Genomic DNA, 16,648 nt, shown 5'->3' on the forward strand with positions numbered 1-16,648 from the left:
ATGGCGCTTACAAAAGCTGAAATGTCAGAATATCTGTTTGATAAGCTTGGGCTTAGCAAGCGGGATGCCAAAGAGCTTGTTGAGCTGTTTTTCGAAGAGATCCGTCGCGCTCTGGAGAATGGCGAACAGGTTAAACTCTCCGGCTTTGGTAACTTTGACCTGCGGGACAAAAACCAACGCCCGGGGCGTAACCCCAAAACGGGAGAGGATATTCCTATCACCGCCCGTCGCGTTGTTACGTTCCGCCCCGGCCAGAAGTTAAAAAGCCGAGTGGAGAATGCAACCCCCCAGAACGACTAATCTGACATGTTTTAAAAAGGCCGGTTTTTACCGGCCTTTTTCTTTGCCTGCAATTATCCCACATGGTGCGTTACAGGCATCCACCAATAACGCCTCACGTTCAAATGCATCGTGCAAAATAATTTATCCGCATTACAGTGTTGAATCGGTGCTTTTCCCGCTCGCGTTAGTCGGTTGCGGGCAGGCGCGCAAAAAAAGCTTAAAACACGATAACAGAGCCCGGCAGGCTTCACCTGTATTCTGTGAACACGTAGAATCATGGCAGGTTATTCACTGGGAACGTTTTTTTGCACATGCACTCATTAGTTGAGCAGCAACAGCGGCGGGCGCGTTACGTACTGGCCGGTTTGCTAAGTGTCCTGTTGGTTGTGGCTGTTATCAGTTTGTCCAGCGGTGAGCGCTGGATATCGCCATGGCACTGGTTATCTGCAGATAACACGCTGTTTGTCTGGCAAATTCGGTTACCACGCATGGTTGCTGTTGTACTTACAGGGGCTGCACTGGCCGTTTCTGGCACAATGATGCAGGCATTATTTGATAACCCACTTGCCGAGCCCGGTTTACTGGGGGTTTCAAATGGAGCAGGCCTGGGGTTAGTGTCTGCAATGCTGTTAGGGCAGGGGCATATGCCTGACTGGGTTCTGGGAATCAGTTCCATGGTGGGGGCTCTGCTCATCACATTATTGTTGTTGCGGTTTGCCCGGCGGCGGCTCACTACCAGCCGTTTATTACTGGCGGGTGTTGCCCTGAGTATCATTTGCAGTGCACTAATGACCTGGGCTGTTTATTTCACAACCAGTGCTGACCTGCGTCAGTTAATGTACTGGATGATGGGCGGATTTGGTGGTGTTGACTGGCGGGCAAAAGGCTTCATGCTGGCGATAGTACCCGTGCTGTGGTGGGTAATACGCCAGTGGCGGCCTTTGAATATGCTGGCGCTGGGCGAAACTCCGGCCAGGCAACTGGGGCTGGCTTTGCATCGCTGGCGCTGGGTATTAGTGGTCGCGACTGGCTGGCTGGTAGGAGCCAGCGTGGCTTTGGCCGGGTCCATTGGGTTTATTGGTCTGGTTATCCCTCACTTGTTACGCCTTTGCGGCATAACAGACCATAAAACCTTGCTTCCCGCCAGCGCACTTGCGGGAGGCGTGTTATTGTTAATTGCAGATATGGTGGCCCGCCTGGTACTGGCTTCAGCCGAATTACCTGTTGGTGTTGTCACTGCGTCACTCGGCGCGCCCCTGTTTATCTGGCTACTTTTAAAAGTCAGGCATGAATAAAGGAGAAAACGATGCAGGCTGATGTTCTTACTACTGATGTCGTAACTATAGATGGGCAGCCCGGCACGCTAACTGCCTGGCAAGGGAAAGTCTTGCTGATTGTGAATGTCGCATCAAAATGTGGTTTAACACCGCAATATGAGCAGTTGGAAGCCTTACAAAAACGGTATGCAGACCAGGGGTTTACTGTACTGGGGTTCCCGTGTAACCAGTTTCTGGAACAGGAACCTGGCAGTGAACAAGAGATTCAGGCCTTCTGCAGCACCACATATGGTGTCACCTTTCCCATGTTCAGCAAAATTGAAGTTAACGGTGAGCGTCGCCATCCGTTGTACCAAAAGCTGATTGCTCTGGCTCCTGTGGCTCAGGCACCACAAGGCAGCGGTTTTTATGATCGAATGGCCAGTAAAGGGCGGGCACCAAAACAGCCCGGTGATATTTTGTGGAACTTTGAAAAATTCCTGGTTGACCGGCAAGGTAAAGTGGCCGGGCGCTTCTCTCCCGATATGCTGCCCGATGCGCCAGAACTGGTAGCTGCAATTGAACGTGCTCTGGAACAATAGATGTCACTGCTGTCGTTAAACCATGTAGCGGAAAAAGGCCGGCTGTCACCAATATCTGCCGGGGTTGCACCGGGATGTTGGTTGCATCTGGTGGGGCCAAATGGCGCAGGGAAAAGCACTCTCCTTGCTCGTATTTCCGGTATGAGCGAAGGGCCGGGTGATGTAAAACTGGCCGGGCAGTCTGTATCTGCCTGGTCCGGCCCTGAACTTGGAATGCTGCGCTCATGGTTGCCGCAACAGCAAGTTCCCCCGTTTGCGATGCCAGTCTGGCACTACCTGTTACTGCATGCTCATGGCGCCCCTTTGGAAAAACTGGCTCCGGTTATTGATGCATTGTGGCTGGCAGACAAATTGCCGCGGCAAGTTGCTAATCTATCGGGCGGTGAATGGCAGCGGGTGCGTCTGGCTGCCGTTATCGCTCAGATCCACCCGGATATTAATCCGGCTGGCAGGCTGTTATTGCTCGATGAACCAATGAACAGCCTTGATGTTACCCAGCAATCGGCTCTCACTCATTTACTTAATGAGCTCACCCAAAAAGGGGTGGCGATTATTATGAGCAGCCATGATCTTAATTACTCACTGGCACATGCTCACCAGGTTTGGTTAATGCTGAAAGGCAACGTTGTAGCCCAGGGAAAGGCCAGTGAAGTGTTAACGCCCGAACATTTGCATACTGTTTATGCTTTGCCATTTCGGCGGCTTGATGTGGATAACCATAAAGTTCTTATTTGTTCCTGAACGAGTTGAAATGCTTGCCAAATTAAATACTGAAGAGCTACATTACACTGGTAGAAAATAGCCTGGAGGCAACAGCCGGTCATGAAACTATGGGGGCTTGTCCTGTTATCTTTATTATTAGTTGGGTGCAGTCACCACCGTGCGCCTGCACCTGCGGGCCAGTTATCTGACCCTATTATGGTTATTGCCAGGCTTGATTCACAATTAAGTGAATGGCGGGGAACACCTTATCGGTATGGTGGAATATCCAGGCAAGGTATTGATTGCTCAGCATTCGTGCAATTAACTTTTCGTGACCAGTTTGCACTTCAACTACCGCGTAGTACCAGGGCTCAGGCACAAATTGGCACCCGTATTGATAAAGACGAATTATTACCGGGTGATCTGATTTTCTTTAAAACCGGCTCTGGTGAAGAAGGTTTACATGTTGGTATCTATGATACCGATAATCAGTTCATTCATGCCTCCAGTAGCCATGGTGTTATGCGCTCATCTCTGAATAATGTTTATTGGCGAGAGAAATACTGGCAAGCCAGGCGCATTTAATTCATTCGTGGCAATCCAAACACTTTTAATTCAGGTTACAAATCCTAATACTGTGTGTCCTTCATTTACCCTTATGTGGGGTTATTGGTTGCGGTTCTCAGTGGCTATTTTTCGTTATTTACCTGCCAGCCACTCTTCAATTTAATGCCTGCTTCTTCTGTTAGCTGCAAATTCCGGCAAAAAACCGAATGCCTGCAGGGGAGAATGCGGGTGGCGAGAAAACCGGTTACACGATTGAATTCTGTCCCTGTTTCAGTCAGGATGAAGCAAACCACCGGGTAGTGGAACTGTTGCCATGGTCGTGACTCTGGAGTGCGCATACTATTCTCAGTGCTTGTTCCAGCCACTCAGGCGGAGCGATGGGTCTCTGTATGGCGTTGAACTGGTCACCCGCTTTGTAACTGAAGATGGCGTCGTACAGATGCCTGAGGCTCTGGTCAGTACCAGGTTATCTCCCTTCCAGCACAGCCAGCTTCTGGATGAAAAAGTATCATTATTACGCAGTTGCCAGTCTGCATTTTTAAAGCATCGTCTGGTGATATGGATGCCGGTTGAGCAAAATAGTGCTCGTTGTATTTTATCGGATACAAGTCTTGTCGGTTATTTAACCAGTGTTCCAGGGCTGCATTTGGGAATAACAGAGCAATTTATTGCATCTGGCGACCATTATTTAGCGAATCTTTTTTCCTCACTTGAGCGTCATTTTTTACTGGCATTACTAAATTATGGTGCTGGTCATATTTCAGGACAGCTGATTTTTCAGCGGCAATTTAATGCCATTATGCTGGATAAGCAGTTCGTTCAGTCTTGCCTTAAAAAGGCTTCTTTCCTTCCAGTGATGTACGCCATCCTTAACCAGGTGGGTTCTGCCTGCCATGGGTTAGTCATCAATGGTATTGATGACGAAAAAAGTTTTACCCGTACTCGCCCTTTACCGGTTACAGCCATGCAGGGTGCGCTCTGGCCCCCGGTAATACCAGAGGACCTGATGTTGTTGCTGTATGGTAATCCCTTATACCCCTGATAATTGCCCGTATTTAGCCGGCGCAACTGCCACTACACTATAGGCAGGAGGGCCTATGGCTGAACAACCTGTATTTACCCATGCCTGGCATGATTTATTGCCAGGCTTTTCGCAGCAAGTCACCCCACAACCTTTGTTGTCTGCACGTTTGTTATGGCATAACAGCGAACTGGCAGCAGAACTGGGGCTGGCAGAAGATTTATTCAACTATTGCGGGCCTGCCGGAGTGTGGGGCGGAGAAGCATTGCTGCCTGGCATGCTGCCGGTTGCTCAGGTATACAGCGGTCACCAGTTTGGTGTTTGGGCCGGGCAACTGGGCGACGGGCGCGGGCTGTTGTTGGGCGAACAGCAACTGGATGACGGGCGGCAACTTGAGTGGCACCTGAAAGGCGCCGGGTTAACGCCATTCTCACGCATGGGTGATGGCCGGGCGGTTATTCGTTCAACCGTGCGTGAATGCCTGGCTTCAGAGGCGATGCACTATCTCGGGATCCCCTCCACACGCGCACTGAGCATGGTTATCAGCGAAACCCCGGTATACCGGGAGCGGCCTGAAAAAGGTGCCATGATGATGCGCCTTGCCGAAAGCCATGTGCGCTTTGGTCACTTTGAGCATTTTTATTACCGGCGTGAACCAGAGAATGTCCGGCGGCTTGCTGAGCACGTGGTTGCGCGGCACTGGCCCCATTTGCAGGATGAACCGGAGCAAGATAAATGGCGGTTATGGTTTGAGGACGTGGTTGCCCGCACAGCCAGGCTAATTGCGCAATGGCAATGCTGCGGTTTTTCTCATGGTGTGATGAATACAGATAATATGTCGATTCTGGGGCTGACTATTGATTATGGCCCCTGGGGTTTTATGGATGATTACCAGCCGGGTTTTATTTGTAACCATTCTGATTATCAGGGCCGCTATTCGTTTGAAAACCAACCCGGAGTTGGCCTGTGGAACCTGCAACGCCTGGCGCAGACGCTGTCACCCTTTATTAGCGCCGATACACTGAATACGGTACTGGACACATATGGGCAGCACTTGCAACAGGCCTGGGCGAGCCAGATGCGCGCCAAACTGGGGTTCACTCATGTCCAGGCCGAAGATAACCCTCTTCTGGCGGAGTTATTTAGCTTAATGACCCGGGAAGGGAGTGACTATACAAGAACTTTTCGGTTACTCAGCCATACAGAGAAAGGATCGGCTCTGTCACCACTGCGTGATGAATTTATTGACCGTGCTGCCTTTGATTCGTGGTTTGCCCGTTACCGGCAGCGCTTACAGATGGAGCCACTGGATGATGCTGAACGCCAGAACAGGATGCAGGCTGTCAATCCGGCCGTGGTGCTGCGTAACTGGCTGGCACAACGTGCTATTGAAGCAGCAGAACAAGGTGATGCAGGCGAAATGAATCGCCTGCTTGCTGTGTTGCGCAACCCGTTCACTGACCGGGGGGATGATTATGTAAAACGCCCACCCGACTGGGGAAGGCGGCTTGAAGTCAGCTGTTCAAGCTGACAGCATGGCTTCAGGGTTTGTTTAACCGGTGCTTCACCGCATCGGACAACATGGCCAGTAGTGTTTCGGTATCTTCCCAGCCCAGGCACGGGTCAGTGATGGACTGGCCATAAACTAACGGTTTACCAGGCTCAATCGCCTGGTTGCCGGGTTCAATAAAGCTCTCAGCCATGACACCTGCAATTGCCGTTGAACCGTCGCGAATTTGCTGGCAAATATTCTGAGCAACATCCAACTGGCGGCGGTGTTGTTTCTGGCAATTCCCATGGCTGAAATCAACCACTAACCGCTGCGGCAATTCGAAACTTCCCAGTGCACTGCTGGCCGCGTCGATATCCTCAGGGTAAAAGTTGGGTTGTTTACCACCACGTAAAATTATGTGCCCGTAAGGATTACCACTGGTTTGGTAGACTACCATCTTGCCGTGTTTGTCAGGGGACAAAAACATATGGCTGGCACGTGCGGCACGAATGGCATCAATAGCAATTTGTGTATTACCGTCTGTCCCATTTTTAAAACCAACCGGGCAGGACAGCGCTGAAGCCATTTCACGGTGTACCTGGCTTTCTGTCGTGCGGGCACCAATGGCTCCCCAACTGATCAAATCGGCAATATATTGCCCAACCACCATATCAAGGAATTCCGTTGCTGCAGGTAACCCAATAAGATTGACCTCATGCAAGAACTTGCGTGCCAGTTCAAGGCCTTTATTTACGCGGCAGCTACCATTGAGGTCCGGGTCTGAAATCAACCCTTTCCAGCCAATGACAGTTCGCGGTTTCTCGAAGTAGGTGCGCATCACTACTTCCAGGGTATCCTGGTACTGATCACGCAAAATTTTTAGCCTGCGAGCGTAGTCCAGTGCGGCGTCAGGGGAATGTACTGAGCAGGGGCCGACAATCACCAGCAACCGGGAGTCCTTACCAGAGAGGATACGCTCAATACGTTGGCGGGAATGTGTAATATGGTGTGCGAGGGGCTCTGTTACCGGGTAACGCTGGCTAAGTTCATCCGGTGTGACCAGAAAGCCAATTTGCGCTATGCGCAATTCATCTGTTTTATTCATTTACAATCTCAATACTGGGCTGGTTGGCGATACCGCCTTCAGCAAAATCGATAAACTGGCTGTGCAGTTAAACCCACAGTATGTCACAATAATGGGTACTAGTGAACTAGCTTGTTAGTACATGCGCCTGTTCAGTCCCATTAAATCAAGGATCTTGGTTGCGATTTCTTCCACGGAATAGTTGGTACTGTTGATGTACCTGATTTGATGCTTACGATAAAGCGCTTCGACCTCCGCGACTTCCATACGGCACTGGCGCAACGATGCATAGCGGCTGTTTTCACGGCGTTCCTCTCGGATAGCGGCCAGCCGCTCGGGGTTGATGGTAAGGCCAAACAGGCGCGAACGCAGAGGCTGTAATTCTGCTGGCAGGCGCAGGTTATCCATATCATCGGCAATAAAAGGGTAGTTGGCGGCACGAATCCCAAACTGCATTGCCAGATAAAGACTGGTGGGGGTTTTCCCACAACGCGACACGCCCAGCAAAATAACCTGTGCCTGGTCGAGGTTGCGCATCGAGATACCGTCATCATGAGCCAGCGTGTAATCAATTGCGGCAATACGGGCATCGTATTTCCCAAGATTAGCCGGGTTCAGCCCGTGTGTACGGTGAGCGATTGGCACCGGGTCAACTTCAAGTTCTTGCTGAAGCGGTGCGACGAGTGCCTGGACAATGTCCTGGCAGAAGCCTGCACTTTGCAAAATAATGGTGCGTATCTCTGGCAAAACAATGGAATAGAACACTAACGGCCTGCAACCTGTTTGCTGGTAAATAGCATCAATTTGTTCCTTCACCGCGCGAGCCCGTAGTTCTGTTTCAACAAATGGCAGGGTTACACTGTGTACGCTTACCGGGAACTGCGACATTACCGCATGACCAAGCACTTCCGCTGTAATTGCAGTACCATCTGAAATATAAAAAACATGTCGGTTTGGTATATTCACTCTTTGCGTATCCTGGTAGTTTTTACAGGATAAAGCATAAAGGAAAACCTCTCAGGGTGTGAGTTTTTCCCGTGAAATTCCTCGTACTCCTCACGGAGCTGCGTGGTGAGTGCATTACCATAGTCCTGCCAACGTTTTCATAGCGGTTACCCTATAATCGGGATGTGAAAAATTGTCATGGGCAAATGAGAATAGCCCCGGGTGCTACAGTTGAGGCTTAGGGTAACTAATAAATAGATCGTTGTTTATTCTGGTTTTTTGAGAATTTAATTATAGCTTTAATAAAAGAGAAACGGTATTTTTAATAAAAATGAATGATGCGTTTCATTTTTTATCCTGTTGATTTGCGTGCAAATAATACCGGCTGTTTATTTTCCTGAGCTGAGGCATTTCATCTATTTAAGGTTGTTCTGAAATGATTGTTTTTTATTTGCTTGAACGATTCACTGTTTTTAACTCTCCAATAATTGTGCCAGACTAAATTTGTGGCCCATTCAAAATAAGCAGCGTCCGGCTGGTGATTTCTGGAAAGATGTTTTTGTTTGTGTTGTCACTAACTCAATAGAAACATCTGATTGATTAGAGATCAGTGAATGAGCCTGAACATTTCCATTATTTCTGTACCTGTTCATAATCAAAAAAGGATTGTTTCGATGTCCAATCATGGTGTGTCACCGCTCGTTCTTTGGTATAACCAGCTTGGCATGAACGACGTAGAAAAGGTTGGGGGGAAAAACGCCTCCCTGGGTGAGATGATTACCAACCTTTCCGGTTCGGGGGTTTGCGTTCCTAATGGGTTCGCGACAACGGCCGATGCTTTTAACCAGTTTTTGGATCAAAGTGGTGTCAACCAGCGCATCTATGCTCTGCTGGATGAAACCGATATAGATGATGTGCAGGCACTTGCAAAAGCAGGCTCTGCAATTCGGCAGTGGATTGTCGAAACACCCTTCCCACCCGCACTGGAAGAGGCGATTCGCGGTGCGTATACCCAGCTTGCGGCTGATAACGATAAAGCGTCTTTTGCTGTTCGTTCATCGGCAACGGCAGAAGATATGCCTGATGCCTCGTTTGCCGGGCAACAAGAAACTTTCCTGAATGTGCAGGGCATTGATGCCGTAATGGTTGCGGTAAAACATGTGTTTGCATCGTTGTTCAACGACCGCGCCATTTCCTACCGGGTACATCAGGGATATGACCACCGTGGTGTTGCTTTGTCTGCCGGGGTGCAACGCATGGTGCGCTCAGACCTTGCGGCCTCCGGGGTGATGTTCTCTATTGATACGGAATCCGGTTTCGACCAGGTGGTATTTATTACTGCCGCCTGGGGGTTGGGGGAAATGGTGGTGCAGGGCGCGGTCAACCCTGATGAATTCTATGTGCATAAACCTACTCTGAATGCAGGGCGTCCGGCTATTGTACGCCGCACCCTGGGGTCGAAAAAAGTGCGCATGGTCTATGGCGAAACGCAGGAACATGGTAAGCAGGTGCGCATTGAAGATGTGGCACCAGAGCAACAGTCGGTTTATTGCCTGAGCCGTGAAGAAGTTGAAGCGCTGGCGCATCAGGCGCTGCTGATTGAGCAGCACTATGGCCGCCCAATGGACATTGAATGGGCGAAAGATGGCCACACCGGTGAATTGTTTATTGTCCAGGCCCGCCCTGAAACGGTTCGCTCGCGTAACAAAGTGATGGAGCGTTATACGCTGCATTCCCAGGGCAATGTTCTGGTGGAAGGGCGTGCAATTGGCCAGCGTATTGGTGCGGGAAGTGTCAAGGTTATCCACGATATCAGTGAAATGAACCGGGTTGAAGCTGGTGATGTGCTGGTAACGGATATGACCGACCCGGACTGGGAACCCATTATGAAGAAGGCCGCCGCGATTGTGACAAACCGTGGCGGGCGGACCTGCCACGCAGCAATTATTGCGCGTGAACTGGGGATCCCGGCGGTAGTGGGTTGTGGCGACGCAACGGAGCGGCTGAAGAATGGTCAGCGGGTTACGGTATCCTGTGCTGAAGGTGACACCGGTTACGTGTATTCGGATCTGCTGGATTTCTCCGTGAGCAGTTCCAGTGTAGATACCATGCCTGATTTACCTTTGAAAATCATGATGAACGTTGGTAACCCGGACCGGGCGTTTGACTTTGCCTGCCTGCCTAATGAAGGTGTAGGTCTGGCTCGCCTGGAATTTATCATCAACCGTATGATTGGCGTGCACCCGCGGGCATTGCTTGAGTTCGATCAGCAAGAACCTGCATTGCAGGCAGAAATCCGTGAGCTTATGAAAGGGTATGATTCCCCGGTTGAGTTTTATGTTGGCCGGCTAACGGAAGGCATTGCCACTCTTGCCGCTGCGTTTTGGCCGAAACGCGTGATTGTGCGTTTGTCTGATTTTAAATCCAATGAGTATGCCAACCTGGTGGGGGGAGAACGTTATGAACCCCATGAAGAAAACCCGATGCTGGGTTTCCGTGGCGCCGGGCGCTATGTTTCGCCGAATTTCAAAGCATGCTTTGCTCTTGAATGCGAGGCCGTCAAGCGTGTACGCAATACGATGGGGCTGACCAACGTTGAAGTGATGATCCCCTTTGTTCGCACCGTTGACCAGGCGAAAGCTGTGGTTGAGGAGCTGGCAAGTCAGGGGCTCAAACGGGGTGATAATGGCCTGAAAGTGATAATGATGTGTGAAATTCCGTCAAATGCACTGCTGGCAGAGGCGTTCCTTGAGCACTTTGATGGTTTCTCCATCGGTTCAAATGACATGACTCAGTTGGCTCTTGGCCTGGACAGGGATTCCGGGGTAGTTTCTGAGCTGTTTGATGAGCGTAATGATGCAGTGAAAGCGCTGCTCGCTATGGCGATTAAAGCTGCGAAGAAACAGGGTAAATATGTCGGTATATGTGGGCAGGGGCCTTCTGACCACGAGGATTTTGCCGCCTGGTTGATGGAACAGGGCATAGACAGCCTGTCACTTAACCCGGACACAGTGGTGCAAACCTGGCTTAATCTGGCTGAACTTGCCAAGTAACCGCCACGTTGTCTTGTTATGTAAAACGCCATGCATTTGCATGGCGTTTTTCTTTTCCACACCTCGCGCCACTTCACACTTACACCTTTTAAGCAAAAAAACATAATAGCCGGATAAATTTCGGCAATTGTCGTTTCTTGCCTGCTGCGAAATAGTTACCGCGTACCTGAGTGTTACCCACAAACAACAAAAACAACAGGCTCCAGGGTCCTGCAACATGAAGGCTTAAGGAGCTCAACTGACGAAAGGTGGAGCATCATGAATACTGTGCCGGTTCTTACATTGAAAGATAAAATTGGCTATGGGTTCGGAGATATGGCCAGCGCGCTGGTCTGGCAAACAGCAACGCTGTTTCTGGCCTGGTTCTATACCGATGTGTTTGGGTTACCTGCCGCGATTATGGGCACGATGTTTCTGGTGGTGCGGGCCATTGATGCAATTACTGACCCTTGTATTGGCGCCATTGTTGACCGAACACGTACCCGGCATGGGCGTTTTCGCCCGTGGTTACTGTGGTTTGCCATTCCTTTTGGTGTGAGTTGCCTGATAACGTTTTATGTCCCGGATGTGGGGCCGACGGGCAAGATTATCTATGCCTGCGTGACCTATACACTTTTGAGCCTGGTGTACTCCGCTATTAATGTGCCTTACTGCGCTATGCCCGGAGCCTTAACACTGGATCCTGGCGAACGGCATTCGTTGCAGTCCTGGCGTTTCGGCCTGTCATTCACCGGTGGCTTAATTGTCACTGTACTGGCTTTGCCCTTGATGGAGTGGTTGGGCCAGGGTAATCAACAGAAAGGTTTCTTTCTGGCAATGAGCCTGATGGGTTTACTGGGGATTGGTTTGTTTTTCTGCTGTTTTGCCATGACTCGTGAACGCTATATACCTGAAAGCAGTACGCCAGGCAGTATGCTGGCTGACCTGAAATCGCTGGCGAAAAACAGCCAGTGGCGTTTGGTATTTGTGCTGAATATTCTGTTGTTGACGGCGGTTGTGGTACGCGGGTCTACCACGATGTATTACGTCAAATATCTGTTGATGCGCCCGGACATGACGTTTGCCTTTATTGTCAGTGGGATGGTAGCTGCTTTGGCTGGGGCATTACTGTCTGGCTGGGTACTCGGCCGGGTGGACCGGGTAAGAGCATATCAGTGTACTACCCTGGCCTTTATGGTGCCGTGTATCGCTATCTTTTTTATCCCTGCGGCGTATATCGGCTGGATACTGGCCCTGAATATTGTGTTCAGCTTTGTTCAGAACCTTACCACCCCTCTGCAGTGGACCATGCTGTCAGATGTCGTAGATTATGAAGAACATCGCACGGGCCGCAGGCTGGATGGCCTGGTCTTCTCCACGGCTCTGTTCGCCATCAAAATGGGGCTGGCACTGGGGGGCGCGGTCGTTGGTTGGATCCTTGGGCTGGTAAGTTACCAGGCTAATGTCACCGTACAGGCTCCGGCTGTTCTGCATACTATCAACGCACTATTTACTTTCATTCCTGCCGCGCTGTTTTTCTCCATCGTCGTACTGTTGTGCTTTTACCAACTGAATAACCGCAAAGTTGCTGCCATCGCTAATGAACTGGCCGCCAAACGCCAGCATATTTCTAACCCGGAACCCGGTTTAAACCCGGCAATACAGGAGTAACCCATGACGATTTATACTGATCCCCGCCAGTCTGTTGAGGCTCGGGTGGCTGACTTACTGGCCCGGATGACACCCGAAGAAAAGTTCGCCCAAATGGGGGCAATGTGGCTGGTGTTATCGCCAGAAGGTTTTCATAAAGAACGTCTGGATATGAGCGACACGTTTTCAGGTGCTACGCAACATATGGCTCTGGCAGAGCAGTTGAAAAAAGGAATTGGTCAAATAACCCGCCCACTTGGCACCCACAGTGTCTCACCGAGAGAAGGTGTGATGGCGGCGAATCGTCTGCAAAAAACGCTGGTGGAAGAGAGCCGGTTAGGGATACCGGCGTTGTTCCATGAAGAGTGCCTGGTGGGGGTATTGTGCAAAGATGCCACGTTATTTCCGTCACCGCTCAATTACGCATCCACCTGGGACCCGCAACTGATTAATGCGGTTGCCAGTGCTATTGGCCGGGAGGCAAGGGCTATTGGCTGCCACCAGGGGCTTGCTCCAGTTCTGGATGTTTCCCGGGATGTTCGCTGGGGAAGAACAGAAGAAACCTTTGGTGAAGATCCTTACTTAGTTGGGGTTATGGCGACACAATATGTGAAGGGGTTACAGGGGCCAAACCGTGATTTGCTCGCAACCCTGAAGCATTATGCCGGCCACTCGTTCAGCGAAGGCGCCCGTAACCACGCGCCGGTACATCTCGGTTTTTGCGAATTAAATGACACTTTCCTGCTGCCTTTCGAAATGGCGGTACGCCTTGCCAATGCCGGTTCAGTGATGCCCGCCTACCACGATATCGATAACCAGCCCACTCACAGTGATACTTTCCTGCTTACCAGAGTGTTACGTGAGCAGTGGGGCTTTGACGGGCTGATTGTGGCTGACTACGGTGGTGTGAGCCTGCTGCATCAGCACCATGGTGTCAGCCACAATCCCATGGAATCTGCTGCACTGGCATTCAATGCCGGGCTGGATATTGAACTCCCTAAAGCGGATTGTGCCAGCCATCTTGCCGAAGCGGTGGCTGAAGGCCTGATTACCATGGGCAAGGTTGATGAGATAGTCACTCGTGTGTTGACCGAAAAATTCCGGCTTGGTCTGTTTGAACACCCTTATGCAGATCTGGATAAGCTGGCTTTACAGGCGCCGGAAACACGCCACCTTGCCAGAGAATGCGCGGCACGCTCAGTCACTCTGCTTGAGAACAAGGGCATTTTACCACTCACAGATACCCCTTCACTGGCGGTAATTGGCCCGGTTGCAAACGATCCTTTGGCTCTGCTGAGTGGCTACAGTTTCCCGGTACATCTGATAATCAGTGACGCGCAGGAACAGGCAGAACAGGTTGTGACATTACTTGCCGGAATTCGCCAGCAGTTTGGTGAAAACCGGGTAAGTTACGCCAAAGGGTGCCACATTATTGAGCACCGCCAGGCGGGTGCTCCGGTCTTTCCCGGCGAAAGTGATGGGAAACCCCGCCAGTCGTCCCCGGTTTCGCAGGATACCCGCTTAATTCCTGAGGCTGTATCGGTGGCTCAGCAAGCAGATGTGGTGATTGCCTGTGTGGGTGACCTGGCTGGTTTGTTTCAAAGCGGCACCTGCGGCGAGGGTTCGGATACCGATACCCTGGCATTGCCCGGCGTGCAACAGGCATTACTTGAAGCTCTGGTCAGCACCGGGAAACCGGTTATTGTGGTGATGACCGGTGGGCGTCCGTACCATCTGGGCGGGCTGGAACACCGGGTAGCGGCTTTGTTAATGGCGTGGGCACCGGGCCAGGAAGGCGGGCATGCTGTTGCAGACATTCTGGCAGGAACCCGGGAGCCTGAAGGGCGCCTGGTACTATCTGCTCCCAAAAGTGCCGGAGCGATGCCGTACTACTATAACCACAAGCTGAAAAGTGGTGGCACACCCCTGGCATTTCATTTTGGCGCCCGTTATCCATTTGGTTACGGCCTGGGCTGGGGGGATTTTGTTATGGGCCCGGCTGAGTTACGTGAGGAAACGCTGCCAGCACAAGGAGGAACTATTAACATCACTGTACCAGTTACCAACCGCGGTGTGCGCACTGGTAGTGAAGTTATCCAACTTTATGTTCATGACAAAGTTGCCTCGCTGGTACGCCCGGTGAAGGAATTAAAAGCATTCCACCGTGTCAGGCTGGCTGCCGGGGCGGCTACCCGGTTAACGATTTCGCTACCAACCGATATGCTGAATTTCACCAATAAAATGGGCCAGAGGGTGGTTGAACCCGGTGAGTTTGAACTGATGTTAGGTACCAGCAGTGAAGCTATTCATCAGTGTGTTACGGTTCGCCTTACGGGAGATAAACCGGTTGTCCTGACGCGTGACTGGCGTATGTTAAGCCATACTGAGGAAATCGCAGGGTAAAACGAACAGCAACATGCCTGTCGACCAGACTGTGGCGTGTTGCGTCTCCCTGTAAGATGAATTGCCAGAGCAAAAAAAAGCCCATCGTGGGAGATGGGCAAAGACTACACACAGCAATTCGTTGTTTCACTCAGGGGATTCATGTTTATAAACCAGATGTGATTTATAAGTCTGAGCTAATAGTAGTCATCCCACCCCTGAGCCGTCGATCGGATTCGTCTCAATAGTTAAATGTTTATAAATAGTAAAAAATGTTATTCAGCGTGATAAAAAAGGATGAGTGCAAGGAGTGGGTAAAAAACCAGCGAATCAATAAGTTTTGCTGAACAATCGGGTAATAAATAACCCGAATGTTCAGAGGGATATTACTGCTTAAGAAGAGGGCGGGGTGTCGGTGGAAGTTTCTTCCAGTGGAGGCACTTTTTCGTTAACCCAGGCGGCAAACAACCGGTAGGACACCGCCAGTACTACCGGGCCAATAAATACGCCAATCATGCCAAATGCAATTAACCCACCAATAACACCGGACAGAACAACAATCATCGGCAGGTCTGCCCCCATACGAATAAGCATAGGGCGAATCACGTTATCCAACGTACCAACCACTGCACTCCAGACCAGCAATACAGTGCCCCAGGTATTATCACCACTCCAGTACAGCCAAAGGATTGCCGGTATCAGCACCAATAATGGGCCAATCTGCACCAGGCAACACAGCACCATCACTACGGTTAATAATGTTGCGTAAGGGATGCCACAAATAGCCAGACCAATACCGCCCAGAATCCCCTGGACCAAAGCAGTTACCACAACACCTAACGCCACCGCACGTATGGCCTGAGCTGCCAGCACCACCGACGCATCACCACGCTCAGACGCAAGGCGCCGGGCGAAACGCCGGAAACCACCAGCAACATCTTCACCACGCCAGTAGAGTAATGCGCTGAACAGCACCATCAGAGCACAGTGCATCAGAAAACGCCCAAGGTGAGCCGCCTGCCCAACAAACCAGGTCGTTGTCGTACCAATATAGGGTTTTACTTTGGCAAGCAGCGTTGTACCGCCGCCATCAAGCAAGGCATGCCAGGAACTATAAAGCTTATCCCCAAAGAACGGGATGCTTTGCAGCCAGGCAAAATCGGGTGGAGACAGTTGGCCGGAACTGGCTGATTTAACCAGTGGTGCACTGGTATCCACCAGACTGTTGACTAACAACGAAATGGGGATGACAAACAGCAGTATCAGCAACAGTGTCATGACCAGAACGGCCAAAATACGTTTTCCCCACAGCAGTTTTTGCAGCCGAATCAACACCGGCCAGGTGGCAATAACCACAGTTCCGGCCCAGGCAAAGCCCAGAATGAACGGTTGAACTATCCAGATACACGCGATAATCATTAACGAAATAAACAGCACAGAGATAAGGACCCGTGCAATGTCCTGGTGAGGCTTTATCGTTTCCATAATAGTGTCATCAGCCGGTAATTACGCCATGATGCCCGGTAAAAAGCATCGTGATTAGCATAAGTGTCCATAAGGTATTGCAGATCTAATGATGATGTATTCCGCTATCTTTTTACAACTTAAAAGCGAAATAAAATCCCCCAAGCGT

13 protein-coding genes and 1 other RNA gene are annotated in these 16,648 nt (G+C 50.7%); 10 read left to right on the forward strand and 4 right to left on the reverse strand.

The annotated features are described in order from the left end of the window. From ihfA to DT73_RS11625, 7 genes are all read left to right on the forward strand, one after another. Window positions 1–300 (forward strand): integration host factor subunit alpha, encoded by a 300-nt coding sequence (gene ihfA, locus DT73_RS11590; RefSeq protein WP_036108549.1) that lies wholly within the window; start codon window positions 1–3, stop codon window positions 298–300. Between the two features lie 293 nt (window positions 301–593). Then, window positions 594–1,577: a vitamin B12 ABC transporter permease BtuC gene (gene btuC / locus DT73_RS11600; protein WP_036108559.1), complete on the forward strand. Its 984-nt coding sequence runs from the start codon at window positions 594–596 to the stop codon at window positions 1,575–1,577. Window positions 1,578–1,588: 11 nt separating this feature from the next. After that, window positions 1,589–2,140, forward strand: coding sequence for a glutathione peroxidase (locus DT73_RS11605; protein WP_036108562.1), 552 nt, complete (start codon window positions 1,589–1,591; stop codon window positions 2,138–2,140). After that, window positions 2,141–2,881, forward strand: coding sequence for a vitamin B12 ABC transporter ATP-binding protein BtuD (gene btuD, locus DT73_RS11610; protein ID WP_036108565.1), 741 nt, complete (start codon window positions 2,141–2,143; stop codon window positions 2,879–2,881). Window positions 2,882–2,962: 81 nt separating this feature from the next. After that, window positions 2,963–3,427: an NlpC/P60 family protein gene (locus tag DT73_RS11615; protein ID WP_036108567.1), complete on the forward strand. Its 465-nt coding sequence runs from the start codon at window positions 2,963–2,965 to the stop codon at window positions 3,425–3,427. Between the two features lie 295 nt (window positions 3,428–3,722). Then, window positions 3,723–4,451 carry an EAL domain-containing protein gene (locus DT73_RS25130; protein WP_051691352.1) on the forward strand — a complete coding sequence of 243 codons (729 nt, stop codon included), beginning with the start codon at window positions 3,723–3,725 and terminating at the stop codon, window positions 4,449–4,451. 55 nt (window positions 4,452–4,506) lie between these two features. Continuing rightward, on the forward strand, window positions 4,507–5,961 hold the full coding sequence (locus DT73_RS11625; protein ID WP_036108568.1) for a protein adenylyltransferase SelO: 1,455 nt from the start codon (window positions 4,507–4,509) through the stop codon (window positions 5,959–5,961). A 10-nt stretch (window positions 5,962–5,971) separates the two neighbouring features. Here DT73_RS11625 and DT73_RS11630 read toward each other — a convergent pair whose 3' ends face one another. Further along, entirely contained in the window at window positions 5,972–7,027 is a 1,056-nt protein-coding gene (locus DT73_RS11630; protein WP_036108570.1) for a 3-deoxy-7-phosphoheptulonate synthase, read from the reverse strand. A 114-nt stretch (window positions 7,028–7,141) separates the two neighbouring features. Beyond that, complete coding sequence (locus tag DT73_RS11635; RefSeq protein WP_036108572.1) at window positions 7,142–7,972, reverse strand: pyruvate, water dikinase regulatory protein; 831 nt, start codon at window positions 7,970–7,972, stop codon at window positions 7,142–7,144. A 653-nt stretch (window positions 7,973–8,625) separates the two neighbouring features. On the opposite strand from DT73_RS11635, the gene ppsA reads away from it, so the two are divergent. The 3 genes from ppsA (at window position 8,626) to DT73_RS11650 (ending at window position 15,036) form a co-directional block, all read left to right on the forward strand. After that, entirely contained in the window at window positions 8,626–11,004 is a 2,379-nt protein-coding gene (gene ppsA, locus DT73_RS11640) for a phosphoenolpyruvate synthase (protein WP_036108574.1), read from the forward strand. A 258-nt stretch (window positions 11,005–11,262) separates the two neighbouring features. Next, window positions 11,263–12,654 (forward strand): MFS transporter, encoded by a 1,392-nt coding sequence (locus tag DT73_RS11645; protein ID WP_036108575.1) that lies wholly within the window; start codon window positions 11,263–11,265, stop codon window positions 12,652–12,654. Between the two features lie 3 nt (window positions 12,655–12,657). Then, entirely contained in the window at window positions 12,658–15,036 is a 2,379-nt protein-coding gene (locus tag DT73_RS11650; protein ID WP_036108578.1) for a glycoside hydrolase family 3 N-terminal domain-containing protein, read from the forward strand. A gap of 69 nt (window positions 15,037–15,105) precedes the next feature. On the opposite strand, the gene rprA is transcribed toward DT73_RS11650, so the two are convergent. Both rprA and ydiK read right to left on the reverse strand, forming a co-directional pair. Beyond that, window positions 15,106–15,211: antisense sRNA RprA (gene rprA, locus DT73_RS25540), an RNA gene on the reverse strand. 197 nt (window positions 15,212–15,408) lie between these two features. Further along, window positions 15,409–16,500, reverse strand: coding sequence for an AI-2E family transporter YdiK (ydiK, locus tag DT73_RS11655; RefSeq protein WP_036108580.1), 1,092 nt, complete (start codon window positions 16,498–16,500; stop codon window positions 15,409–15,411). Between the last annotated feature and the right edge of the window lie 148 nt (window positions 16,501–16,648).

This window comes from Mangrovibacter sp. MFB070 (assembly GCF_000705335.1).
In the GTDB taxonomy this organism is placed as follows: domain Bacteria; phylum Pseudomonadota; class Gammaproteobacteria; order Enterobacterales; family Enterobacteriaceae; genus Mangrovibacter; species Mangrovibacter plantisponsor.

Bases quoted from the DNA above. Each gene is read 5' to 3' on its own strand.
- ihfA (WP_036108549.1), top strand. From the start codon at position 1: ATGGCGCTTACAAAAGCTGAAATGTCAGAATATCTGTTTGATAAGCTT.
- btuC (WP_036108559.1), top strand. From the start codon at position 594: ATGCACTCATTAGTTGAGCAGCAACAGCGGCGGGCGCGTTACGTACTG.
- DT73_RS11605 (WP_036108562.1), top strand. From the start codon at position 1,589: ATGCAGGCTGATGTTCTTACTACTGATGTCGTAACTATAGATGGGCAG.
- btuD (WP_036108565.1), top strand. From the start codon at position 2,141: ATGTCACTGCTGTCGTTAAACCATGTAGCGGAAAAAGGCCGGCTGTCA.
- DT73_RS11615 (WP_036108567.1), top strand. From the start codon at position 2,963: ATGAAACTATGGGGGCTTGTCCTGTTATCTTTATTATTAGTTGGGTGC.
- DT73_RS25130 (WP_051691352.1), top strand. From the start codon at position 3,723: ATGGTCGTGACTCTGGAGTGCGCATACTATTCTCAGTGCTTGTTCCAG.
- DT73_RS11625 (WP_036108568.1), top strand. From the start codon at position 4,507: ATGGCTGAACAACCTGTATTTACCCATGCCTGGCATGATTTATTGCCA.
- DT73_RS11630 (WP_036108570.1), bottom strand. From the start codon at position 7,027: ATGAATAAAACAGATGAATTGCGCATAGCGCAAATTGGCTTTCTGGTC.
- ppsA (WP_036108574.1), top strand. From the start codon at position 8,626: ATGTCCAATCATGGTGTGTCACCGCTCGTTCTTTGGTATAACCAGCTT.
- DT73_RS11645 (WP_036108575.1), top strand. From the start codon at position 11,263: ATGAATACTGTGCCGGTTCTTACATTGAAAGATAAAATTGGCTATGGG.
- DT73_RS11650 (WP_036108578.1), top strand. From the start codon at position 12,658: ATGACGATTTATACTGATCCCCGCCAGTCTGTTGAGGCTCGGGTGGCT.
- ydiK (WP_036108580.1), bottom strand. From the start codon at position 16,500: ATGGAAACGATAAAGCCTCACCAGGACATTGCACGGGTCCTTATCTCT.